Here is a 21,779-nt window from a genome sequence, read left to right as displayed (position 1 = left end):
CATGCTCCGGTTCGGCTACAAGGCATCCTCAGAACAGTTCGCCCCCCAACACCTCGTCGACCTCGCCGTCCTCGCCGAGGACTCCGGCTTCGACTCAGTCTTCGTCAGCGACCACCTCCAACCCTGGCGCCACGACGGCGGCCACGCCCCCGCCGCACTCCCCTGGCTCGGCGCCGTCGCCGCCCGCACCACCCGCGTCAACCTCGGCACCAGCGTCCTGACCCCCACCTTCCGCTACCACCCCGGCGTCATCGCCCAAGCCTTCGCCACCCTCGGCTGCCTGGCCCCCGGACGCATCATCCTCGGCGTCGGCTCCGGCGAATCCATGAACGAAGCCCCCCTCGGCCTCCACTGGCCCGACGGAAAAGAACGCTTCGCCCGCCTCAAGGAAGCACTCCAGGTCATCACCGCCCTGTGGGAAGGCGAACGCGTCACCTACACCGGCGACTACTACAACCTCGACAAAGCCACCATCTACGACCTCCCCCAGACCCGGGTCCCCCTCTACGTCGCCGCCTCCGGCCCCGCCGCCACCCGCCTCGCCGGCCGCATGGGCGACGGCTTCATCTGCACCAGCGGCAAAGGACCCGAGCTCTACACCGACACCCTGCTCCCCGCCCTGGCCGACGGCGCCGCCAAGGCCGACAAGACCCTCGACGACCTCGACCTCATGATCGAGGTCAAGGTCTCCTTCGACCCCGACCACGACCGCGCCATGCACGACACCCGGTTCTGGGGCGCGCTGGCCCTCTCCAGCGACGAGAAGACCGGCGTCGAGGACCCCGTCGAGATGCAACGCCTCGCCGACGCCCTCCCCGTCGAACGCACCGCCTCACGCTTCATCGTCTCCAACGACCCCGACGAACACGTCCAACGCATCTGGGACTACGTCGACATGGGCTTCCGCCACCTCGTCTTCCACGCCCCCGGACCCGACCAGGAACGCTTCCTCACCAGCTACGAACACGACATCCTGCCCCGCCTACGAGCACGAGCCACAGCCGAAGGCATCGACCTCGCGCCCTGAGGCGACCAGCAGTCCGCTGTGCCACGATGCTGACGTGAGCGCCATCGAGCTTCGCGACATCGTCAAGACCTTCGGCCGCGTGCGGGCGCTGGACGGCCTGGACCTCACGGTCGAGCCCGGGGAGGTCCACGGCTTCCTCGGACCCAACGGCGCCGGCAAGTCCACCGCCATCAGGGTGCTGCTCGGCCTGCTCAAGGCCGACAGCGGGAGCGCGACGATGCTGGGGGGCGACCCGTGGCGCGAGGGCACCGAGCTGCATCGGCGGATCGCCTATGTTCCCGGCGACGTCGCCCTGTGGCCCAACCTGACCGGCGGCGAGGTCATCGACATGATCGGCCGCATGCGCGGCGGCCTGGACGAGCAGCGCCGCGCCGAGATGCTCGACCGGTTCGAGCTGGATCCGCGCAAGAAGACCCGGACCTATTCCAAGGGCAACCGGCAGAAGGTCGCGCTGGTGGCCGCCCTGGCGTCCCGCGCCGACCTCTACCTGCTCGACGAGCCCACGTCCGGCCTCGACCCGCTCATGGAGGCGGAGTTCCAGCGGGCCGTGCTGGAGATGAAGTCCGACGGGGCGACGGTGCTGCTCAGCTCCCACATCCTCGCCGAGGCCGAGGCTCTGGCCGACCGGGTCAGCATCATCCGGGCCGGCCGGGTGGTCCAGAGCGGCACGCTGGCCGAGCTGCGGCACCTGACCCGCACGACTGTCATCGCCGAGACGGAGCGACCGGCCACCGACATCGGCGGGGTCGAGGGGGTGCACAACCCTCAGTTCCTCGACGGCCGGGTGACCTTCGACGTCGACTCCGACCACCTCGACACGGCGGTCCGGATGCTCGCGACGTTGGGCGTGCGTTCGCTGGCGGCCCATCCGCCGACGCTGGAGGAGCTCTTCCTGCGCCAGTACGGCGAGGAGGTCGCCCCGTGAGCTCGCCGTTCACGGGCACGGGTCAGCTCGTCCGCCTCGTGCTGCGCCGGGACCGGCTGCGACTGCCGGTCTGGGTCGCCGGCCTCGGCGGGATGATCGCGGCCAGCGCGCTCGCCGTACCCCGATCTATGACACGCCCGAGAAGATCGCCGGCTATGCCAGTGCTGTGGGCTCCAGCCCGGTGAGCTATCTGATGTCCGGGCGGCAGGCAGCGATCGACACCATCGGCGGGATCGTCGCCAACGAGATCTCGCAGGTCGCCCAGCTGGGGATCTGCTTGATGGTGATGTTCCTCGTGGTCCGCCACACGCGGGCGGAGGAGGAGAGCGGCCGCGCCGAGCTGGTCCGCTCGGTCGTCGTCGGTCGCCACGCCGCCACCCTCGCCGGACTCCTCTATGGCGTGGGGGCAGCACTGCTCATCGCCGTGGTCACGAGCGTCTCGATGCTGGCGGCCGGCCTGGATCGCGTCGGCAGCGTGACGTATGGCGCTGGGCTCGCGCTGCTGGGCCTGTGCTTCGTCGGGGTGAGCCTGGTCGCTGCGCAGCTCTCCACGTCCGCGCGCGGTGCGCTCGGCATCACCGGCGCCGTGGTCGCCCTGAGCTATGTCGTGCGCGGTCTCGGAGCCATGCAGGACAATGCACTGGTGTGGGCCTCGCCCTTCGGGTGGGCGCAGGAGATGGACGCCTTCGGGGTGGAGAGGTGGTGGCCGGCGCTGCTGCTGGTGGTCACCACGGCAGCTCTGCTCGCGCTCGCCGCCTGGCTCACCGTCCAACGCGACTTCGGCAGCGGGGTGCTGCACGCGCGGCCGGGCCCACCGCGGTCCACGGCCCTCCTCGGCACCCCGGTGGGCCTGGTCCTGCGCCTCCAGCGCAACCTGATCGTGGGTTGGGCCGTCGGCCTGACCGCCCTCGGGATGCTCTACGGAGCAGTCATCCCGACCATCCCCGAGCTGGTTGCCTCCAACCCCGACATCGCCGCAGCCATCGGCGCCTCGCCGGACGCCGAGCAGACGCTCATCGACGCGTTCCTCCGCTACGTCTTCCTGTTCATGGCCGTGATCTCGAGCTGCTTCGTGGTGGCGTCCGTCCTGCGGCTCCGCGCCGAGGAGGAGTCCGGCCGCGCAGACGCCATCCTGGCCACCCGCGTCACCAGGACGGCGTGGGCGGGCGCGACCATCCTGGTGACCGGTCTCGGTGCACTGCTGCTGACCGTCCTGATGGGCCTCGGCCTTGCCATCGGCTATGGGCTCGGCATGGGCGAGTGGGACCAGGTCGCCGAGCACGTGGGTGGCCAGCTCAGCTATCTGCCCGGCAGCCTGGTCCTGGCCGCCCTGGCGCTCGCGCTGGTCGGGTTGTGGCCGCGCCACTGTGGCGCAGCCTGGGCCGCGGTCGCGTTCGTGTTCTTCCAGGCCATGCTCGGGGAGACCCTGCGACTGCCAGCCTGGGTCGACGGGATCTCCCCGTTCTGGCACCTGTCGCAGGTCCCGCTCGAGACCCTCGACGCCGTTCCGACGCTCGTGGAGCTCACCCTCGCCACCGCGCTGGTGCTGCTCGGCGTCTGGGGCTACCGCCGCCGAGACGTCGCCGCGAGCTGACTGCAGGCGACCGGCGCGGACGTCACTGCGGCACGGCGTCGATCAGCTGCGGCAGGAGCCAGGGAGCTATCCAGCCCTGGACGCCGGACGGGGTCAGGTGCAGCCCGTCAGACCGGACCTGGTAGCCGCCGGCCGTCCAGGTGAAGCGGCCCCCCGGGGAGACTCGTTCGCCGAAGTCGATCACTCGCACGTGCGGATGGCTGCGTGCGACGGCGCGCAGCAACCGGTTCCAGGCGGTCACCCGTGGCGGCTCGTCCTCCGAGAAGAGACTCCCGTCGAGCTGTTCCCAGCGCCGGTTGTAGGGCTCGGTCGCGAGCAGCACGTGCGCGCCGCGCGCGCCGGCCACGCGGATCGCCAGCTCCAGCTCGGATCGCAGGTGCGCGTCGAACTCCGGTTCGCCGACGTGCGTCCATCGCCCGTCCAGGACCCGGTCCATCGTCTCCCACCGACCGACCAGGATGAGGGCGACGTCCGGGTCGTCGTTGGTGATGGCGGCCCGCCAGATCTTGGGCCAGTCCCGGCACGTCGGCATCAGTCCGGCGTGGACACGGCCGGCGTAGCGGAAGGGGGCAGTCCTGCTCACCCCACAGCCCATGAGGGTGCGGTCGCGCACGTCGAGGTCAGGATGGCTCGGCAGGTAGTGCACCAGCGTCCAGGCAACCGAGTCGCCGAACACGTCGACCACGACCGGCTGTCCGGGCCGTCGGTGATGCAGGTGGGGCGTCGGCCGGGGCGTGGGCGGCCTTGCCGTCCCTGCTGACGGGTCCTTGCTCCGGCCAAGAGCGGCGACGGTCTCGCCGCCGTCGAGGAAACGGTCCACCGCGGCGGCGACCGACGCCTCCGCCGGCCGCGGTGGCAGTGGCGGCATCGCGGTCGTGACCACCAGCACCACGGCCCCGACCGCAACTGCGAGCCCTGCCCCGGTCGCGGCGAGCGCTGGTCGCCTCGGCCGCACCCGGAGCTGGATCGGGCGTTCGACCAGCACATAGGAGAGGGAGGCGATGCCTACGGTCACCAGGCACCGCACCGTGAACAGGGGCAGCCCGTTCAGTCCGGTCCGATCGGCGTTGGCGGCGATGAACACCGGCCAGTGCCACAGGTAGACGCCGTAGGAGATCCGACCCAGCGCCGGGAGCGGCGGCACCGACAGCAGCCGGGCGGAGAACCCCGATGGGACCAGGACCACGTGCGCGATCACCACGGCCACGGCGAGCGCCACGCAGGCCATCCCTCCTTCGTAGAGCGCCTCGTCGGTGCCCGACAGGTGGGTGAAGGACCACAACACGATCGCGGCTGCCGCCACTGCCGACCCACTCAGGCTCGCCCGGACCCACCCCGCAGGGACCTGCCGTGACGCTGGTGTCGCCAGCTCACCGGGCAGACCTGTGAGCCGCTCGCTGCGCAGCGCCAGGAAGGCGGCGAGTCCAGCCCCGATCAGGATGGCTGCACCTCGCGTGTCGGTGCCGTAGTAGGCCCGCCCGGGGTCCTGCGCGGAATACGTCGTGGCGAGCGCCGCCGTCGAGGCCACGGCCCCCACGAGGCACACCACCACCAGCCACCCCAGGTGGATCCGCAGCCGACCTCTCTCGGTGGCCCTCCTCGCCGTGTGATCCGTCCGCCGGACAAAGAGGACCGCACACAGCACCAACGGCCACAACAGGTAGAACTGCTCCTCGATGCCGAGCGACCAGGTGTGCTCCAGCGGCGACGGCGCGGCCGTCTGCGCGAAGTAGTCACTGCCCCGGAAGGTCATCCGCCAGTTGGCGACGTAGAACAGGGCTGCCATGCCGTCACCGCGCAACAGCCGGACTTCCTCGGGAGGCAGCAGCGCCCGCGCACCGATCGCGACGGCCGTGACCACCAGGAGCAGCGCCGGGAGCAGCCGCCGTACGCGACGGCCCCAGAACGCAGCCAGGTCGATCCGTCCTCCGCTTCGGCTCCACTCGGCCAGCAAGAGCGCCGTGATCAAGTAGCCGGAGAGCACGAAGAACGCATCCACACCGAGGAAGCCGCCGGTCGCCCAGGACAGCCCGCCGTGAAACGCGAGCACCGCCGCGACCGCCACGCCCCGGATCCCGTCCAGGGCCGGCACGTGGCCCGACGCCGTGATGGGTGCATGGGCCATCTGGTCCTCCACCCAGTGGCTAGACGAGTTGCTTCAAGAGTCCGCGCCTCCGCGTGAGTTGTCCATCGCCGATTTGAAGGACGCTCCAGACCTGCATCAGCCGGGAAGGAGCAACCGCACGACCGCACCCTCGTGCTCCTGTCCGCCGCGGACGTCGCGGCCGCAATCGACACGCGCCGCGGCGGAGCGAATGATGAGCCCGGTGACGCAGAGCCCAGACGAACACCCGAGCGCCTTGGCGGACGATGCTCTCGGCCCGGGACAGCTGTCGGCCCAGAGCTGGCGCGACCTGGTGCGGCGCGCCGCGAGACATGTGGTGGACGCGCGGCTGCTCTTCCTCAGCGCCGGGGTCGCGTTCTTCGCAGTCCTGTCCATCGCGCCGGTGCTGGTGACCGCGCTCTCGGTGTACGGCGCCCTCAACACCCCTGCGCAGGCGCGCGGCCAGCTCGCCCGGATCGCGGAGGTGCTGCCGCCGCAGGTCGAGGTGATGGTCACCGACCAGCTGACGAGCATCACCACCGCCTCGACGGAGGTGCTGACGACGCGCGGCCTCATCGGGCTCGCGCTCGCGTTGTGGACCGCCACGACCGCCATGGTGGCTCTGATCGACGCGATGAACGTGGCCTACCACGAGACGGAGACCAGGGGTTTCTTCCGGCGGACCCTGCTGGGCCTCCTGTTCGTCCTGGGCGGTGCGCTGCTGCTGGGCGCGGCAATCGCCCTGGCCGGCATTCTCTCCCGGGCCATCGCCGACTCGCCGGGCTTCGTGGGTGCCTGGGTGGCGATGGCTGTGTGGCCGGCACTGGCAGTCCTGATGAGCATCATGCTCGCCGTCCTCTATCGGTTCGCCCCGGACCGGAAGAACCCGCAGTGGCGATGGACGACCTGGGGAGCCGCAGGCGCCACGGTGCTCTGGGCTGCCACCTCCGCTGCGCTGTTCACCTATGTGCAGAACCTCGGCACCTACGGCACCACCTACGGCTCGCTCGCCGGTGTGGCGATCAGCATGCTGTGGCTCTGGCTCACCGTCCTGCTCGTCGTGTTCGGAGCAGCGGTCAACGGCGAGTCGGAACGGCAGACCCTGCACGACTCCACGACAGGTCCCGATCGCCCGATGGGCCAGCGGGGCGCCGTCGTCGCGGACAGCACGCCGTCGCGCCTCGATCGCCCCTGACCTCGCCGAGCCAGACGCCGTCGACGGCGACGGTGGACGCGGCCGGCGGCGGCGCCCTCAGGGACCGGCGTCGACGACCCGTCGGACCTCGTCGAGGTCGATGTCGAACGGGCCGATCCGGGTCAGCACCCACGAGGCACCTCGGTCGAGCCAGTCACTCAGGTCCTGGTCGGGCTGGAGGTCGACCACCACCTCGAAGCCGGGCGCCGGGTCGTGCTCGGCGAGACGTGTGATCACGTCCTCGAGGTCATCGGGTCCGTCCAGGCCGATGACGAAGAAGCCGTCGTGCCGTGCAGCCCGGCGGAGCGGCGCCTTGTTGCCGAACCGCCCGGCCAGCCAGATCGGCATGTGTGGCGCCGGAAGGTATCGGACGTCTCGGGCGGCGTAGTGGGGTCCACCGTGGTCAACCTGTTCGCCGGACAGCAGGGCGGTGAGCACGTCCAGCCCTTCGTCGAGCATCCGGCCACGGACCTTGGGGTCCGGCTCGTCGCCGAAGTCGCTGAACTCCCCCACCCCGTCGTCGCCCAGCCCCAGTCCCAGCACGAACCGGTCCCCCGACAGCACCGCCAGACTGGCTGCCTGCCGTGCCAGGACCTGGGGTCGGCGCCGCGGCAGCGGGGTCACCATCGGCCCGAACAGCAAGCGCTCGGTCCGCATCGCGACGGCGGCACAACACGTCCACACGTCGGCGATCGCGGCCACCCGCTCGCCATACTGCAGGTGGTCCCAGAGGAAGAACCCGTCCCAGCCGGCTGCCTCGGCTGCCGCTGCCAGGTCGCCGATCACCCGAGGGTCGGCCAGCGGGCCGAAGGGGGCGACGAACAGGCCGCGGCGAGTGGTCATGGCGCCATCATGTTCGAGAGCAGGGCGCGGAACCGCTCGGCGTCGCCGGTGCGGGGCAGGTTGTTGAACATGACGTAGGGCGAGGGCCGCCCCACGACCAGGTCGCGCAAGCGACGCAGCTCGTCATCGGTGTGCACGTGCCGCGACCCGGTGGTGCCGTGCAGCCGGTAGTAGGTCTGCTCCGGCGTCACTGTCTCGGTCTGCATCGGGTCGACGACATGGACCAGGTCCAGCTCTGAGCAGAGCTCGGTGAGCAGCTGCGTGGGCCACTCACCGCGGGGCTCCCACAGCAGGCGACCGGCGGGCCGCTCGACCTGTGACACGAACGTGCGCAGTCGGTCGACGTTGTCGGCCGTGGGCCGGAAGCTCTTCGGGCACTGAAGCAGCACAGCCGTGGCCTGCAGGATGCGGGCGCACTCGAGGGTCCGCTGCCAGCCCGCAAGGACCGGAGGCGTCGTACGGAACGCGCCGACCTGTCCCCGGGCGCTGTCCGGCAGCGGTCGCTTCAGGCGCCGGTAGGTGGGGCTGTTGGACTCATGGGTGACGACCTGCCACGCCTTGATCGTGAACTCGAAGCCGACGGGCACCTGCGTCCGCCACCGCGCCAGCATCGCGTCGGGCGGCGGTTCGTAGAACGTGTGCTGCACCTCGACCAGCGGAAAGCGCCGTACGTAGCTCGCCTGCGAGATGGTCCAGCCGCACAGCCCGACGCGAACGCTCACGTGCGCAACCTTCTCCTGCCGTCCGCGCGCGCGTCCAGCATGACCAATGGCTCACCACGCCACGCGACGGCCCCAATACTGAGCAGATTCCCCGCACCGACGCCGAAGGAGTGGTGCTTGGGCGCAACGTGCATGCATGACAGCGGTGTCGATCGAGTCACGGACCGTTGCGTTGAGCGAGCTGATCGAGGCGGCGGACTGGTTCGCCGAACGGGCCCGGCTGCAGGAGCTGCGCCGCGACGAAGCCCGGCCGGGAACCGGCCCACACCATCTGCACGCCCACTCGGCCACCATCTGGCGTCAGGCCGAACGGCAGATCCGCGACCGGATCCTCGCGTTGGCCGGACCCGGGCCCTCGGACGACGTCGGCGCCTGAGCACTGTCAGTCGTCCCTGCCGCGCGGGCCTTCCGACAGTCCGTCCAACGCTTGGCCTGGCACGCTGAGGCGCTCCATCTCCTCGCCGCCGTCACAGCTGAACAGACCAACGACGACGTCTGTCCCAGACTGGGACAACACTCGCCAGTGCCCACCGGCGGCCTCCCACCGGCGCAGCGCCTCCGCAGCATTCTCCACTCGTCCGTCCTGACTGGAACGACTAGCGAGCAGCGTCGCGCGTGAGATCGTCGAGCTCGCGCGCCGCCACACCAATGTCTGGTGCGAGCGTATGGCAACCCGTGGCTAGGTCGGCACCAGAAGTCCCGCCGGCGCACACGACCGGACGCGGGTCGGCTGCGAGCAGGCGCTCGACGACTGCTGTCGCTGTCGCGCGGTCCTCGGGCGTCACCACCGACAACACCGCAGCCCGGGCCGAGCTGCCCCGCACCGCCGCCTCCCAGCTGGACTCGGGGACGTCTGCTCCGAGGTAGAGCACGTTCAGGCCCCGTCTGCGGATCGCGGTGGCGAAGGCGAGCGCGCCGAGGTCGTGCTGGCTGCCCGGGGGCAGGCCGACGACGACCGTCGCACCCCGTGAGCTGCGGCCGGCGGCCTCGAAGGCAGCGGCAAGTCGGCGTTGGACTGCGTGGCTCGCGGCATGCTCCCCCGCCACGTCGATCTCGCCGAGCGCCCACCCTTCACCCAGCGCCTCGAGCGCCGGGAAGAGCCACGAGTCGACGACGTGCTCGAAGGACCCGAGGGAGAAACCCTTGTCGAGGCTCTCCTCGATGCCGGCCGTGTCCATCCGCGCGGCCGAGGACAAGAACAGCTGCATGTGCGTGGCGGCGTTGGCCTGGTCCGCCTGGTCGGAGACCTCGCGGCGGTCGGGGACCGACATCGCGGGCGCCGTGCCACTCCGGACCGCCCGGGCGGCTTCCGCCGGCGACCAGCCGTCGTCGACGAGCCGACGCATGGTGGAGATCGCCGCCAGGGTCGCGTCGTCGTAGACGCGATAGCCCGACTCGTTGCGCGCCGGGACGACGACCTCGTAGCGCCGCTCCCAGGCACGCAGGAGCGACTCGGAGACGCCGGTGAGCCGTGAGGCCTGCTTGATCGTGTACATGGTCTGTACAGAGTAGCGCTTGCGGCCGTGTGCAGGCTCTCCCACGCAGAGACGATCTCAACCTTGTACAAAGGCTAGACAAATGCCGGGATCCGGCGTACGTTCGGCTTCCCGGACACACACAGGCCGTAGGCACCAGACTCAAGGGGTACGTCGTGATCGAATCGGCAGCACAGCACGAGAACGGTGGTCGCGACCGAGCCTCCGGCGGCCGTCACCTGCGCTGCGTGACTGACGGGTCATCGCGCGGCCCGTCGACGGTCGAAGAGGTGTGGGACCACCACGGGACGTCCCTCTACACGCTGGCCTGCGCTCTCCTCGGCGACGAAGCGGCCGCCACGCAGGCCGTGACGCTGGCCATGGCCGACCTCGCCCGGTCTGCTGATGGCTGGTCGACCACCGACGTGCGAGCGACTCTGGTCCGGGGCGTCTACGAGCACAGCCAGGCGATCGTGGACCTGACGCCGAGGACCCTCGACCTTCCCCCCGCCATGGCGTGGCTCGAGCGCGTGGCCCCGCTCCAGCGCGCATGCCTGGCGCTGTGCCTGTTCGGCGGACTCACCCATCGCCAGGCCGCCGACCTGATCGACGTCCCGTCCGCCACCGTGGCCGAGCTGCTGACCGCGGGGCTCAAGGAGCTGGGCGGCGTGGCCGTCGACCGCACCGTCACCGCACTGCCGACGCACAGGCTCGGGCACTGACTCCTGCCTCGCCGACCACTCAGCCCGAGAGGTCGACCTGGCGCCGCAGGACCCGCAGGGTGCGAGCGAGCAGCGCCGAGTCGTCATCGGCACGAGTAGCCGCCACGAGCTCGACCCGCGCCGGGTTCGCGAGCGGCCGGTAGATCATCCCCCCTACCACCAGGGCGCTGACGGGCTCGGGGACGATCGCGACCCCGAGAGCGGCCGCGACGAACGTCACCAGGGTCGACGTCTCCGCCACCTCGTGCCGGACCACCGGCTCGAAGCCCGCACCGCGGCACAGTGCCGTCACGGCGTCATACATGGCCGAACGTCCGTGCCCGGAGTGCACGATCAGGTCTTCGTCTTGCAGGTCAGCCATGCGCACCCGCTTGCGACTCGCGAGCCGGTGCCCCTCGGGCAGGGCGACGACATACTTCTCCTCCCGCAGCGTGAGCATGGCGAGGTCCGACTGGTCGCCCGCATCGCTCGCATCGCCCAAGGGCCTCAGCAGCGCGAGGTCGATCGACCCGTCCCTCAGGGCAGCGACCTGGCTGGGACTGAGCATCTCCCCCTGGAACGCGAAGTCCACCCCGGGCAGCTGCTCGCGAAGCGCGCGTGCGAGCGACGGGAGCAGGGAGTACGTCGCCGAGCCGACGCAGCCGAGCACCAGCCGTCCCTCCAGACCGCTGCCGATGCGCTGGGCCTCGTTCCCGGCCGCGTCGACGGACTGGAGGATGGCCCGGACCCGCGCCAGATAGGTCTCGCCGGCAGGGGTCAGGTCGACACGGCGCGACGTCCGGGTCAACAGCCTCACCCCCAGCTCGTCCTCGAGCTGCTTGATCTGCTGGGACAGCGGCGGCTGGGCCATGTGCAGCCGGACGGCCGCGCGGCCGAAGTGCTTCTCCTCGGCGACCGCCTGGAAGTAGCGCAAATGACGGAGCTCCATGGATTGAGACTTCCACAGTCTTGATCACTGCGAAATGGATACTTCTCAATATTGGTGATCTTGCTTACGGTCGATCCATGCCCGACATCGTGATCTGTGAACCCATCCGCACCCCCGTGGGGCGGTATGGCGGAGCACTGGCCTCGCTCACCGCTGTCGACCTCGCTTCGCAGACCCTGGCTGAGCTGGTACGACGTACCGGCCTGACCGAGGGTGACGTCGACGACGTGGTGCTGGGCAACTGCTACCCCAGCGGCGAGAACCCGGCCATCGGTCGGATCGCGGCGCTCGACGCCGGCCTCGGGACCGGTGTCCCGGGCCTCCAGCTCGACCGCCGGTGCGGGTCCGGGCTCCAGGCAGTGCTCTATGCCGCCGCGCAGATCGCCAGCGGCGCCGGCAGCGTCATCGTGGCCGGCGGTGTCGAGTCGATGTCGAACGTCGAGCACTACGCCCTCGGGCTCCGGACCGGAGTCCGCAGCGGCGGCGTCGAGCTGATGGACCGTCTGGTCCGTGCTCGCGAGACGGCCGGCGGCAAGGGCCACCCCGTCCCGGGCGGAATGCTCGAGACGGCTGAGAACCTCCGCCGCGACTACTCGATCTCCCGCGAGGAGCAGGACGAGTTCTCGCTCCGCTCCCAGCAGCGCGCCGGCGCCGCCCACGACGCCGGCAAGTTCGCCGACGAGCTGGTTGCCGTCAGCGTGCCCGGCCGTCGCGGCAGGCCCGACGTCGTGGTGGATCGCGACGAGCACCCCCGTCCCGACACCACCCTCGAGCAGCTCGCCGCGCTGCGTCCGGTCCGCCAGGGCATCGATCCCGGGTCGACCGTCACCGCCGGCAACGCCAGTGGCCAGAACGACGGGGCCGCCATGTGCGTGGTGACCACCCGCGAGGAGGCCGAGCGTCGCGGACTACGACCGCTCCTCTCCCTCAAGTCCTGGGCGGTCGCCGGTGTCGGCCCCGAGGTGATGGGCATCGGCCCGGTGCCCGCGACGGCGGCGGCCCTCGAGCGTGCCGGACTCACCCTCGACGACATCGACGTGATCGAGCTCAACGAGGCCTTCGCCGCCCAGGTGCTCGCCTGCCTGGAGGAGTGGAAGATCGACGCCACCGACGAGCGCCTCAACCCCAACGGGTCGGGCATCTCGCTCGGCCACCCCGTCGGCGCGACCGGGGGTCGGATCCTCGCCACGCTCGCCCACGAGATGCGGCGCCGCGAGGCCCGCTATGGCCTCGAGACCATGTGCATCGGCGGCGGACAGGGCCTGGCCGCCGTCTTCGAGAGGGTCGCCTCATGACCGCCGTCCCCGTCCACCACGTCGTCACCGGGCCCGACGACGCACCCGTCGTCGTCCTGTCCAACTCGCTCGGCTCCACGATGAGCATGTGGGACGCCCAGGCCGAGGCGCTCGCCGAGCACTTCCGGGTCGTGCGCTACGACACCCGCGGGCATGGCGGCTCCCCCGTCCCCGACGGCCCCTACGCCATCGACGACCTCGCCGACGACGTCGTCGCGCTGCTCGACACGCTGGCCGTCGACCGGGCGCACTTCGTCGGTCTGTCGCTCGGCGGCATGACCGGCATGCGCCTCGCCGCGCGCAACCCCGGGCGGGTCGAGCGGCTCGTGGTGCTGTGCACCGGGGCCCACCTCGAGCCCGCCAGCGCCTGGCACGACCGCGCCGCCACGGTGCGCGGGCAGGGCACCGGCGCGGTGGCCGAGGCCGTGGTGCAGCGCTGGTTCACGCCCGCCTTCCTTGACGCCAATCCCGACATGAAGGCGAGCAGCGAGGGCCTCGTTGCCGCGACCCCTGCGGAGGGCTACGCCTCCTGCTGCGAGGTCATCGCGACCATGGACCTGCGCCCCGACCTGCCGACGATCTCGGCGCCGACGCTGGCGATCGCGGGTGCCGACGACCCGGCCACCCCTCCGCCCAACCTCGCGGAGATCGCCGACGCGGTCCAGGACGGCCGGCTCCTCGTCGTGCCCGAGGCCGCCCACCTGGCCAACGCCGAGCAGCCCGCCACCATCACGCCGGCGATCATCGCCCACCTCGCAGGAGATCCCGCATGAGCCTGGACAAGGTCGCCGCCTCCGCTGCTGACGCCGTCGCCGACATCAGGAGCGGATCCAGCCTTGCCGTCGGTGGCTTCGGCCTCGTCGGCATCCCGTGGTTCCTGATCGCAGCGCTGCTCGAGCAGGGCGCCGACGACCTCACCGTGGTGTCCAACAACTGCGGCGTCGACGGTGCGGGCCTCGGCCTGCTGCTCGAGCAGCGCCGGATCAGCCGGGTCATCGCGTCCTACGTCGGCGAGAACAAGGAGTTCGCCCGGCAGTACCTCTCCGGCGAGCTGACGGTCGAGCTCACGCCGCAGGGCACCCTCGCCGAGCGGATGCGCGCCGGCGGTGCCGGGATCGGTGCCTTCTTCACCCCCACGGGGGTCGGCACGATGGTCGCCGAGGGCGGCCTGCCCTGGCGCTACGACGCCGACGGCGCCGTCGCGCTCGCCTCCGAGCCCAAGGAGGTCCGCACCTTCCACGGCAAGGAGATGGTGCTCGAGGAGTCGATCGTCGCCGACGTCGCGCTGGTGCGAGCCGCGGTCGCGGACCGCGCCGGCAACTGCGTCTTCAACGCCTCTGCCCGCAACTTCAACGTGCCCGCGGCCATGTCCGGCCGGCTGACGATCGTCGAGGCCGAGAAGGTCGTCGAGGTCGGCGAGCTCGGGCCCGACGAGGTCCACCTCCCCGGCGTCTTCGTGCAGCGCGTCGTCGAGCTCACCCCCGAGCAGGCCGCGACCAAGGACATCGAGAAGCGCACGACCCGCCCCCGTGAGGAGATCACCGCATGAGCTGGACACGCGACGAGATGGCCGCCCGAGCGGCGCTCGAGCTCCACGACGGCGAATACGTCAACCTCGGCATCGGCCTGCCCACGCTGATCCCGACCCACCTGCCGGCCTCGTCCACGGTCACCCTGCACGCCGAGAACGGCATCCTCGGCGTCGGTCCGTTCCCCTACGACGACGAGGTCGACCCCGACCTGATCAACGCCGGCAAGCAGACCGTCACCGTGCTGCCGGGCGCGACCTACTTCGACTCCGCGCTGAGCTTCGCGATGATCCGCGGTGGCCACATCGACACCGCCGTCCTCGGCGGGATGCAGGTCGCGATGAACGGCGACCTGGCCAACTGGATGGTGCCCGGCTCGATGGTGAAGGGGATGGGCGGCGCCATGGACCTGGTCAGCGGCGCACGGCGCGTCATCGTGCTGATGGAGCACGTCACCAAGACCGGTGCTCCCAAGCTGCTCGAGTCGTGCGACCTGCCCCTGACCGGCCGCGGCGTCGTCTCCCGCGTCATCACCGACCTGGGGGTCCTGGACGTCGCCGGCGACTCCTTCGAGCTCGTCGAGCTCGCGCCGAGCGTCACGGCCGACGAGGTCGCCGCCAGGATCAGCGCCCCGCTGCGGCTCCCGGTCGGGGTCTGAGCCATGACCGCTCCCCTGTCCGGTCCAGGCTCGGACGTCGACCTCGCTGCCCGTGTCGTGCGGCTCGAGGACCTGCACGCGATCGGGCAGCTGCGCGCCCACTACTGCCAGGCACTCGACGACGGCCGCTGGGACGACCTCGTCGACCTCTTCACCCCCGACGGCGCCTTCGTCGGCCTCTCGACGGCGCGCGGCCACGACGAGCTGCGCACCTTCTTCGCCGACCTCCAGACCGGACCGCTGTCGGCGTGGTGGCACTTCTCCTCCAACGAGACCATCGACCTCGTGGGCCAACCAGCCCACGCTGCGACCGGACAGACGTGGCTCGACCAGCCGTGCGTCGTCGACGGTCGTGCCCACGTCGCCGCCGGCCGCTACTCCGACCAGATGGTCCGGTGTGACGACGGCCGGTGGCGCTTCGCGGAGCGTCGCGTGACGTTCTTCTACTGGGTGCCCTCGGACGAGGACTGGGCACCCGGGCGCTTCGGGTGGGCCCCTGCCCGCGCCGCGGCCGACCAACGCACGCTCGAGCGCACCACCCCCCAGGGCGGCTGATCCCGCCCGTTCCGACCGACGGCACGCGTGCGTGCCGTCGTGCTGCTCCCTGCCCGCACCACCCGTTCGCCACACCCACCTCCGGAGGCTCCCCATGACCCAGACCATCCAGACCTCGGCACCCCCGCCGGGCAACGACCAGGCACCCGTCGCGGACCGCGGCACCCTCAGGCGCGTCTGCAGTGCCGTCCTCCTCGGCTCCGCCCTGGAGTGGTACGACTACTTCTTGTACGGCGCCGCGGCCGCCCTGGTCTTCGGTCAGGTGTTCTTCCCCCACGCCTCCGAGTCGACCTCGCTGCTGCTGTCGCTTGCCACCTTCGGCGTCGGCTTCGTCGCCCGGCCGATCGGTGCCATGGTCTTCGGCCACATCGGTGACAAGCACGGCCGTCGGCCAGCCCTCATCGCCACGCTGATGCTGATGGGCCTCTCGACCACCGCGATGGCACTGATCCCGTCATACGCGACGATCGGCATCGCGGCCCCGATCCTGCTGGTCGTGCTGCGACTGCTCCAGGGCATGGGCTCGGGCGCGGAATACAGCGGCGCCTCGGTCTATGCCGTGGAATACGCACCGCCAGGACGACGCGGGCTGTTCGGCTCGTTCTCGGCCGCCGGGGTCTACCTGGGTCTCGTGCTGTCATCGGGTGCCCTGTTGCTCACCACCTCGGTGACGACCGACGCGCAGTTCGCCTCGTGGGGCTGGCGGCTGCCGTTCCTGGCCAGCATGCTGCTGATCTTCCTGGGCCTCTGGATCCGGCTGCGCCTCGAGGAGACCCCCGCCTTCGAGCAGGTCACCGAAGAGGCCGCCCCGGCGAAGGCCCCGCTCCTGACCCTGGTCCGCACCCAGTGGCGCAGCATGCTGCTGGTGATGGGCCTGGTCGCGGCGCCGCTCTCGTTCAGCCACCTCTACCAGGTCTTCGCCCTCTCCTACATGGCCGATGCGGGCTACGACCGCGTCACCGGCACGACCGGCCTGCTGATCGCCGGCGTCGTCGTGATGATCACCGCCCCGCTCGCCGGCATCGCCTCCGACCGCTTCGGTCGGCGCCCGGTGCTCCTGGTCGGTGCGGTGTATGCCGCAGCGTTCGCCTTCCCGTTCTTCTGGCTCGTCGACTCCGGGCAGCCGTTGCTGGCGATGCTCGCCCTCGCGCTCGCCCAGGGCGGCAGCGTCGGCATCATGTTCGGGGTCCAGGGAGTGGTCCTCTCCGAGCTCTTCAGCACCGCAAGCCGCTACAGCGGTGCGGCCGTCAGCCGCGAGTTCGCCGCGATCCTCTTCGGCGGCTTCGCTCCGCTCATCGCGGTCAGCCTTGCCGCTGCCAGCGGCGGCGCGTCCTGGCCGGTCGGCATCTATGTCGTGGTGCTGGCGAGCATCACCTTCGTGTCCGCGTTCTTCGCGCCGGAGACCTACCGGACCGGGCTCACGGACTCCCACCGGGAGTGAGCCCACCTGGACGGCCATTGATCGATGCGATCGATCAATGGCCGTCGAACAGGTCTTTGTGCCGACCCAATACCCGGACGTACCGTGAACCGATCGCCGCGGACGTGAGCGGCGTCACCATCTGGAAGAAGAGGAAGATCCGTGGAGCTCAGGCACCTGCGCTACTTCGCCGAAGTGGCGGACACCCGCCACTTCGGCCGTGCTGCAGAGCGCCTGCACATGGCCCAGCCCGCCCTCTCGCAGTCGATCCGCCAGCTCGAGGCCGAGCTCGGCACCCCGCTGTTCGTGCGCACGACCCGCCACGTGCGGCTGACCACGGCCGGGGAGTTCCTGCAGGTCGAGGTCGCGCGCATCCTTGCCGCCGTGGAGGACAGCGTGCGCGGCGTGCGCCGCATTGCCGAGGGTCGCCAGGGGCTGGTCCGGATCGCCTTCACCGGCAGCGCCGCCCACACCCAGCTCCCCCGGATGGCTCGCATCGTCAAGCGGGAGCTGCCCGGGATGGCCCTCGAGATCCATGCCGACCTGCTCACGCCCGCCCAGGTCGACGGCTTGCACGACGGGCGTCTCGACGTGGGCGTGCTGCGGCCCCCGATGACCGGCGAGGGCCTGGAGCTGCGCGTCATCGAGTCCGAGCCCCTGGTGCTGGCGGTCGCGGCCGACCACGAGCTCGCCACCCAGCCGGTCATCACGATGGCCGACCTGCGCTCGGAGCCGTTCGTGCTGTTCGCGGGCACCCACTCAGCCGTCAACGACGCGGTCCAGCGCAGCTGCCGTGCCGCCGGCTTCGTGCCCCACCGCGAGCACGAGGCGGCCGGTGTCTCCGTGCTGCTGCCCCTCGTCGCCGCCGACCTCGGGGTCGCGCTCGTCCCGGCCTCGGTGCGGGCCGCCCCGCTCGTGGGCGTCGTCTTCCGCGACGTCGCCGACGCCGCGACCGTCGAGCTCGCCATCGCCTGGCGCACCGGGGAGACCAACCCGGCCGTCCTCGCCGTCGTCGACGCCCTGGTGCCCACCCCCGTCGAAGGGATCAGCCGATGAAGATCACCCAGGTCGAGGCGATCCCCTTCGCCATCCCCTATGCCAAGCCGCTGAAGTTCGCGAGCGGCGAGGTGCACGTGGCCGAGCACGTGCTGGTGCGCGTCACCACCGACGACGGCGTCGTCGGGGTCGCCGAGGCGCCCCCGCGTCCCTTCACCTATGGCGAGACACAGGTCGGCATCGTGGCCGTCATCGACGGCATCTTCGCCCCCCAGCTGATCGGGCTGGACCTGATGGAGCGGGAGCAGATCCACGGGCGACTCGGCCGGACCGTGGGCAACCCGACCGCCAAGTCCGCCCTCGACATGGCGATCTGGGACGCGCTCGGCCAGTCCCTGGGCTATGGCGTCACCGAGCTGCTCGGCGGCTACACCGACCGGATGCGCGTCTCCCACATGCTCGGCTTCGACGAGCCCGCAGCGATGGTCGCCGAGGCCGAGCGGATGCGCGACCTCCACGGCATCACCACGTTCAAGGTGAAGGTCGGTCGGCGCCCCTTCACCCTCGACACGGCCGTCGTGCGTGCGCTGCGGGAGCGTTTCGGTGACGAGGTCGAGCTCTATGTCGACGGCAACCGTGGCTGGTCCCCCTCGGAGTCCGCGCGGGCCATGCGCGAGATGGCCGACCTCGACCTCACGCTCGCCGAGGAGCTGTGCCCGGCCGACGACCTGATCGGCCGCCGGTGGCTCGTGCAACAGGTCGACGTCCCGTTCGTCGCCGACGAGTCGGCAGTCACGCCGGCCGAGGTGACCCGGGAGGTGCTCGGCGGATCGGCCAACGCGATCAGCATCAAGACCGCCCGCACCGGTTTCACCACGAGCCGCCGGGTGCACCACCTCGCCGAGGGGCTGGGCGTCGAGGTCGTGATGGGCAACCAGATCGACGGCCAGCTCGGCTCCTTGTGCTCGGTCGCCTTCGGCTCCGCCTTCGAGCTGACCTCGCGACGTGCCGGAGAGCTCTCCAACTTCCTCGACATGACCGACGACCTGCTCGCCGAGCCGCTGGAGATCCGTGGCGGCGAGCTCGTGGTGAGGTCCGGCCCCGGTCTGGGCGCCGTCATCGACCCCGACAAGCTCGCCCGCTTCCGCCAGGACTGAGTCACCCCACCAGAACCTCACACCACCTCACCGCTAGGAGCACCGCCATGAGCACCACCGCCCACGAGGCAGCCACCGCCGCAGCCTCAGGAGCCAGCGCCACCGAGCGCTTCCACACCGACAAGTCGCCCTACGACGCGGTCAGGGACGTCCCCGCCGAGCGGGTCGACACCCTCGCCCGCGAGGTCCTGGACGCCGTCCACGCAGTCGTCCGCAAGCACAAGGTCACCTATGACGAGTTCAACGCGCTCAAGGCCTGGATGATCGACGTCGGCGAGGACGGCGAGTGGCCGCTGTTCCTCGACGTCTGGCTCGAGCACGTCGTCGAGGAGGTCAACACCGAGCACCGCGAGGGCAACAAGGGCTCGATCGAAGGCCCCTACTACGTCCCCGACGCACCCGAGCAGGGCGCCACCGGGACCATCCCGATGCGCGAGGGCGAGGGCGGCACCCCGTTGACCTGGACCGGTCGGGTCACCTCGACCGACGGCTCCGCCCTGGGCGGCGCGAAGGTCGAGCTGTGGCACGCCGACTCCGACGGCTTCTACTCCCAGTTCGCGCCCGGCATCCCTGAGTGGAACCTGCGCGGCACCTTCACCACCGGCGACGACGGCGCGTTCGAGATCCACACCGTGCAGCCCGCGCCCTACCAGATCCCCACCAACGGCTCCTGCGGCAAGCTGATCGCCGCAGCGGGCTGGCACGCCTGGCGCCCGGCCCACCTGCACGTCAAGGTCTCCGCGCCCGGCCACGAGCTGCTCACCGCCCAGCTCTACTTCCCCGGCGACGAGCACAACGACGACGACATCGCCTCGGCCGTCAAGCCCGAGCTGATCCTCGACCCGCAGACGCAGGCCCACGGCACAGCGAGCGTCGCCTATGACTTCGTGCTCGACCCCATGAAAGGCTGACCCGGTGCTCTACCACGTGCGGATGGACGTCCGGATCCCCCAGGACATGGACGCGGGGGTCAAGGCCGACCTGGTCGCCCGCGAGAAGGCCTTTGCCCAGGAGGTGCAGCGATCCGGTCGCTGGCCGCACCTGTGGCGGGTCGTGGGTGAGTATGCCAACGTGTCGATCTTCGACGTGGAGTCGAACGACGCGCTTCACGAGCTCCTGTCCGGGCTGCCACTGTTCCCCTACATGGAAATCTCGGTCACTCCGCTGGCCAAGCACCCCAGCGCCATCGAGGGCTGAGCAGCTCATGGACGACCTGGTGCCGGTTGCGCTGCGCGACGGCACCGAGGCCGTGGTCGTCCCCCTGCTGCCGGCCAACCGCGAGGCCCTCCAGAACGAGTACGAGCACCTGTCGGCCCGGACCCGGTTCGACCGGTTCCTGGCCGGAGTCCCGGCACTCACCGAGACGATGCTCGACCACCTCGTCGACGACGTCGACGGACTCGACCACGTGGCGCTGGTGATGCTGGCGACCACCGAGGACGGCACCGAGCTGCCGTTGGGCCTCGCCCGGATCATCCGCTATCCCGACGATCCGACCGCCGCGGACGTGGCGGTGACCGTCGTGGACGCCTGGCAGGGGCGAGGCGTGGCCACGGCCCTGCTCTCCGTCCTCGTCGAGCACCGCCCTCCGGGCGTGGAGCGGATCGTCACGGTAGTCAGGGCCGACAACCACGCCTCGCTCGCGATGCTGCGTCGCCTCGGTGAGGTGAAGGTCGGCGCCGCCGAGTCAGGGACCACGCAGGTGGTGGTCAGGCTGCCGGCGGTCGACGCTCGGCACCCACACGGGGTCGACCTCCCCACGTGACGCCAAGAGCCGATCCGGACTGCGTCAGTCGCAGTCCGGACCGGCCCATGCTCGGCCCAGGTTTGGGAAGCAGCGAGGTGCCGCCGCTACACCGGGTCGTGGGACCTAGTTCTGCACCTTCAGCACCGCGCAGGCGGCGGGGTCGGTGGCCTCGGCCGGCAGGCTCGGGTCGAGCTCGCTCTTGCCAGCACCCTCGAAGTCGTACTTCCCGTTGCCGTTGTAGTCGACACCGTGCACGACGTAGACGCCCTCACCGCGGGCGATCGCCCGGGCCACTGCCTTCGACGTCTTGACCTGACGGTTGTAGGTGATCTTGCCGTTGTCCGCAGTCGGGAACCGGGTGACGGCCAGGCCGCTCTTGGCGCTGGTGTCTCCCTTCGTGGTCAGCGAGATGCGGATGGGCCCGTAGGCAGGCGCCCCGTCGGTGGTGGTGAGGCGGAAGTCGTTGTTCTTGTCGTCCGACGCCGAGGGGCACTCGTTGCGGGCCGTGGCCCCGAAGTGGATGTGCTGCGCGTGCGGCATGCCCTTGAGCACCTTGCGAGCGTCGATGTCGAGGGTCACCCGACGGCCGTTCACGACCGCTTCGCTGGAGCCTGCGATGTTCGAGTTGTTGAGAGCGGTCATGCGACCCTTGGTCTCGACAGCGTCAGCGGCGCTGACAGAGCTGCCAGCACTCACCGCCGAGCCGGTGGCCATCGTGCCGGCCACAGCCGCAGTGGCGAGCAGGAGCGCTCCGCCGACAGCCGTCTTGGTCCTGTTGAGCTTCATCGTCGATCCCTTCGTGGATGTCACGAGTCGCTGCTCGTCTTGCAGGGGTTCGTGGCCGGAGGGCGGGACGGATGGGTCGATCGGTGACATTTCTCAACTTT

At 70.7% G+C, this 21,779-nt stretch carries 23 protein-coding genes; 17 read left to right on the top strand and 6 right to left on the bottom strand.

The genetic code is table 11. The features are described 5' to 3' along the window. The first annotated feature begins 1 nt into the window (after position 1). The 3 genes from fgd (at position 2) to G7071_RS12420 (ending at position 3,546) form a co-directional block, all read left to right on the top strand. Positions 2 to 1,027 carry a glucose-6-phosphate dehydrogenase (coenzyme-F420) gene (gene fgd / locus G7071_RS12430; RefSeq protein ID WP_166319251.1) on the top strand — a complete coding sequence of 342 codons (1,026 nt, stop codon included), beginning with the start codon at positions 2 to 4 and terminating at the stop codon, positions 1,025 to 1,027. Between the two features lie 34 nt (positions 1,028 to 1,061). Further along, positions 1,062 to 1,952, top strand: a complete 891-nt coding sequence (locus G7071_RS12425) for an ABC transporter ATP-binding protein (protein ID WP_166319249.1) — start codon at positions 1,062 to 1,064, stop codon at positions 1,950 to 1,952. 181 nt (positions 1,953 to 2,133) lie between these two features. After that, positions 2,134 to 3,546, top strand: a complete 1,413-nt coding sequence (locus G7071_RS12420) for an ABC transporter permease (RefSeq protein ID WP_166319247.1) — start codon at positions 2,134 to 2,136, stop codon at positions 3,544 to 3,546. A 22-nt stretch (positions 3,547 to 3,568) separates the two neighbouring features. On the opposite strand, the gene G7071_RS12415 is transcribed toward G7071_RS12420, so the two are convergent. Further along, entirely contained in the window at positions 3,569 to 5,671 is a 2,103-nt protein-coding gene (locus G7071_RS12415) for an acyltransferase family protein (RefSeq protein WP_166319245.1), read from the bottom strand. A gap of 202 nt (positions 5,672 to 5,873) precedes the next feature. Here G7071_RS12415 and G7071_RS12410 point away from each other — a divergent pair, with 202 nt between their 5' ends. Beyond that, a complete protein-coding gene (locus G7071_RS12410; protein WP_206062787.1) occupies positions 5,874 to 6,845 on the top strand; it encodes a YihY/virulence factor BrkB family protein in 972 nt (323 codons plus the stop codon). A 57-nt stretch (positions 6,846 to 6,902) separates the two neighbouring features. On the opposite strand, the gene G7071_RS12405 is transcribed toward G7071_RS12410, so the two are convergent. Continuing rightward, positions 6,903 to 7,688: an LLM class flavin-dependent oxidoreductase gene (locus tag G7071_RS12405; RefSeq protein WP_166319241.1), complete on the bottom strand. Its 786-nt coding sequence runs from the start codon at positions 7,686 to 7,688 to the stop codon at positions 6,903 to 6,905. Next, positions 7,685 to 8,410 (bottom strand): DUF72 domain-containing protein, encoded by a 726-nt coding sequence (locus G7071_RS12400; RefSeq protein WP_206062786.1) that lies wholly within the window; start codon positions 8,408 to 8,410, stop codon positions 7,685 to 7,687. Before G7071_RS12400 ends, G7071_RS12405 begins: the two co-directional genes overlap by 4 nt. 136 nt (positions 8,411 to 8,546) lie before the next feature. Here G7071_RS12400 and G7071_RS12395 point away from each other — a divergent pair, with 136 nt between their 5' ends. Continuing rightward, complete coding sequence (locus tag G7071_RS12395) at positions 8,547 to 8,786, top strand: hypothetical protein (RefSeq protein ID WP_166319239.1); 240 nt, start codon at positions 8,547 to 8,549, stop codon at positions 8,784 to 8,786. A 220-nt stretch (positions 8,787 to 9,006) separates the two neighbouring features. Here G7071_RS12395 and G7071_RS12390 read toward each other — a convergent pair whose 3' ends face one another. Further along, positions 9,007 to 9,906 carry a MerR family transcriptional regulator gene (locus tag G7071_RS12390; RefSeq protein WP_166319237.1) on the bottom strand — a complete coding sequence of 300 codons (900 nt, stop codon included), beginning with the start codon at positions 9,904 to 9,906 and terminating at the stop codon, positions 9,007 to 9,009. 155 nt (positions 9,907 to 10,061) lie between these two features. Here G7071_RS12390 and G7071_RS12385 point away from each other — a divergent pair, with 155 nt between their 5' ends. Then, on the top strand, positions 10,062 to 10,607 hold the full coding sequence (locus G7071_RS12385) for an RNA polymerase sigma factor (protein WP_166319235.1): 546 nt from the start codon (positions 10,062 to 10,064) through the stop codon (positions 10,605 to 10,607). Between the two features lie 19 nt (positions 10,608 to 10,626). On the opposite strand, the gene G7071_RS12380 is transcribed toward G7071_RS12385, so the two are convergent. Further along, positions 10,627 to 11,535 carry a LysR substrate-binding domain-containing protein gene (locus tag G7071_RS12380; protein WP_166319233.1) on the bottom strand — a complete coding sequence of 303 codons (909 nt, stop codon included), beginning with the start codon at positions 11,533 to 11,535 and terminating at the stop codon, positions 10,627 to 10,629. A 77-nt stretch (positions 11,536 to 11,612) separates the two neighbouring features. Between G7071_RS12380 and G7071_RS12375 the strand changes: the two genes are divergently transcribed. The 11 genes from G7071_RS12375 (at position 11,613) to G7071_RS12325 (ending at position 20,910) form a co-directional block, all read left to right on the top strand. Continuing rightward, on the top strand, positions 11,613 to 12,830 hold the full coding sequence (locus tag G7071_RS12375; RefSeq protein ID WP_166319231.1) for an acetyl-CoA C-acetyltransferase: 1,218 nt from the start codon (positions 11,613 to 11,615) through the stop codon (positions 12,828 to 12,830). Beyond that, entirely contained in the window at positions 12,827 to 13,603 is a 777-nt protein-coding gene (gene pcaD, locus G7071_RS12370) for a 3-oxoadipate enol-lactonase (protein WP_166319229.1), read from the top strand. The genes G7071_RS12375 and pcaD overlap by 4 nt, the downstream gene beginning before the upstream one ends. After that, positions 13,600 to 14,379, top strand: a complete 780-nt coding sequence (locus tag G7071_RS12365) for a CoA transferase subunit A (protein WP_166319227.1) — start codon at positions 13,600 to 13,602, stop codon at positions 14,377 to 14,379. The genes pcaD and G7071_RS12365 overlap by 4 nt, the downstream gene beginning before the upstream one ends. Beyond that, on the top strand, positions 14,376 to 15,017 hold the full coding sequence (locus tag G7071_RS12360) for a 3-oxoacid CoA-transferase subunit B (RefSeq protein ID WP_166319225.1): 642 nt from the start codon (positions 14,376 to 14,378) through the stop codon (positions 15,015 to 15,017). The genes G7071_RS12365 and G7071_RS12360 overlap by 4 nt, the downstream gene beginning before the upstream one ends. Positions 15,018 to 15,020: 3 nt before the next feature. Then, positions 15,021 to 15,572: a nuclear transport factor 2 family protein gene (locus G7071_RS12355; RefSeq protein WP_166319223.1), complete on the top strand. Its 552-nt coding sequence runs from the start codon at positions 15,021 to 15,023 to the stop codon at positions 15,570 to 15,572. 94 nt (positions 15,573 to 15,666) lie between these two features. After that, on the top strand, positions 15,667 to 17,013 hold the full coding sequence (locus tag G7071_RS12350; protein WP_166319220.1) for an MFS transporter: 1,347 nt from the start codon (positions 15,667 to 15,669) through the stop codon (positions 17,011 to 17,013). Between the two features lie 141 nt (positions 17,014 to 17,154). Further along, a complete protein-coding gene (locus G7071_RS12345) occupies positions 17,155 to 18,048 on the top strand; it encodes a LysR substrate-binding domain-containing protein (protein ID WP_166319217.1) in 894 nt (297 codons plus the stop codon). After that, positions 18,045 to 19,145: a mandelate racemase/muconate lactonizing enzyme family protein gene (locus G7071_RS12340; protein ID WP_166319214.1), complete on the top strand. Its 1,101-nt coding sequence runs from the start codon at positions 18,045 to 18,047 to the stop codon at positions 19,143 to 19,145. Before G7071_RS12345 ends, G7071_RS12340 begins: the two co-directional genes overlap by 4 nt. Before the next feature lie 47 nt (positions 19,146 to 19,192). Then, entirely contained in the window at positions 19,193 to 20,056 is an 864-nt protein-coding gene (catA, locus tag G7071_RS12335) for a catechol 1,2-dioxygenase (RefSeq protein WP_166319211.1), read from the top strand. A gap of 4 nt (positions 20,057 to 20,060) precedes the next feature. Next, the gene (gene catC / locus G7071_RS12330; RefSeq protein WP_166319208.1) at positions 20,061 to 20,342 is read left to right on the top strand and encodes a muconolactone Delta-isomerase; all 282 of its coding nucleotides are present in this window, start codon (positions 20,061 to 20,063) and stop codon (positions 20,340 to 20,342) included. A gap of 7 nt (positions 20,343 to 20,349) precedes the next feature. Further along, positions 20,350 to 20,910: a GNAT family N-acetyltransferase gene (locus G7071_RS12325; protein ID WP_166319205.1), complete on the top strand. Its 561-nt coding sequence runs from the start codon at positions 20,350 to 20,352 to the stop codon at positions 20,908 to 20,910. A 105-nt stretch (positions 20,911 to 21,015) separates the two neighbouring features. On the opposite strand, the gene G7071_RS12320 is transcribed toward G7071_RS12325, so the two are convergent. Further along, positions 21,016 to 21,678, bottom strand: a complete 663-nt coding sequence (locus tag G7071_RS12320; RefSeq protein ID WP_166319202.1) for a hypothetical protein — start codon at positions 21,676 to 21,678, stop codon at positions 21,016 to 21,018. Positions 21,679 to 21,779: the final 101 nt, after the last annotated feature.

Origin of the sequence: Nocardioides piscis, from assembly GCF_011300215.1 — a bacterium.
Lineage (GTDB): Bacteria > Actinomycetota > Actinomycetes > Propionibacteriales > Nocardioidaceae > Nocardioides > Nocardioides piscis.
The sequence above is the reverse complement of the archived record's forward strand: the minus strand, read 5'-3'. Positions and strand labels throughout refer to the sequence as shown.

Coding starts and splice junctions, on each gene's coding strand:
- fgd (WP_166319251.1), top strand. CDS start 2: ATGCTCCGGTTCGGCTACAAGGCATCCTCAGAACAGTTCGCCCCCCAA.
- G7071_RS12415 (WP_166319245.1), bottom strand. CDS start 5,671: ATGGCCCATGCACCCATCACGGCGTCGGGCCACGTGCCGGCCCTGGAC.
- G7071_RS12405 (WP_166319241.1), bottom strand. CDS start 7,688: ATGACCACTCGCCGCGGCCTGTTCGTCGCCCCCTTCGGCCCGCTGGCC.
- G7071_RS12395 (WP_166319239.1), top strand. CDS start 8,547: ATGACAGCGGTGTCGATCGAGTCACGGACCGTTGCGTTGAGCGAGCTG.
- G7071_RS12390 (WP_166319237.1), bottom strand. CDS start 9,906: ATGTACACGATCAAGCAGGCCTCACGGCTCACCGGCGTCTCCGAGTCG.
- G7071_RS12380 (WP_166319233.1), bottom strand. CDS start 11,535: ATGGAGCTCCGTCATTTGCGCTACTTCCAGGCGGTCGCCGAGGAGAAG.
- G7071_RS12375 (WP_166319231.1), top strand. CDS start 11,613: ATGCCCGACATCGTGATCTGTGAACCCATCCGCACCCCCGTGGGGCGG.
- pcaD (WP_166319229.1), top strand. CDS start 12,827: ATGACCGCCGTCCCCGTCCACCACGTCGTCACCGGGCCCGACGACGCA.
- G7071_RS12365 (WP_166319227.1), top strand. CDS start 13,600: ATGAGCCTGGACAAGGTCGCCGCCTCCGCTGCTGACGCCGTCGCCGAC.
- G7071_RS12360 (WP_166319225.1), top strand. CDS start 14,376: ATGAGCTGGACACGCGACGAGATGGCCGCCCGAGCGGCGCTCGAGCTC.
- G7071_RS12355 (WP_166319223.1), top strand. CDS start 15,021: ATGACCGCTCCCCTGTCCGGTCCAGGCTCGGACGTCGACCTCGCTGCC.
- G7071_RS12350 (WP_166319220.1), top strand. CDS start 15,667: ATGACCCAGACCATCCAGACCTCGGCACCCCCGCCGGGCAACGACCAG.
- G7071_RS12340 (WP_166319214.1), top strand. CDS start 18,045: ATGAAGATCACCCAGGTCGAGGCGATCCCCTTCGCCATCCCCTATGCC.
- catA (WP_166319211.1), top strand. CDS start 19,193: ATGAGCACCACCGCCCACGAGGCAGCCACCGCCGCAGCCTCAGGAGCC.
- G7071_RS12325 (WP_166319205.1), top strand. CDS start 20,350: ATGGACGACCTGGTGCCGGTTGCGCTGCGCGACGGCACCGAGGCCGTG.
- G7071_RS12320 (WP_166319202.1), bottom strand. CDS start 21,678: ATGAAGCTCAACAGGACCAAGACGGCTGTCGGCGGAGCGCTCCTGCTC.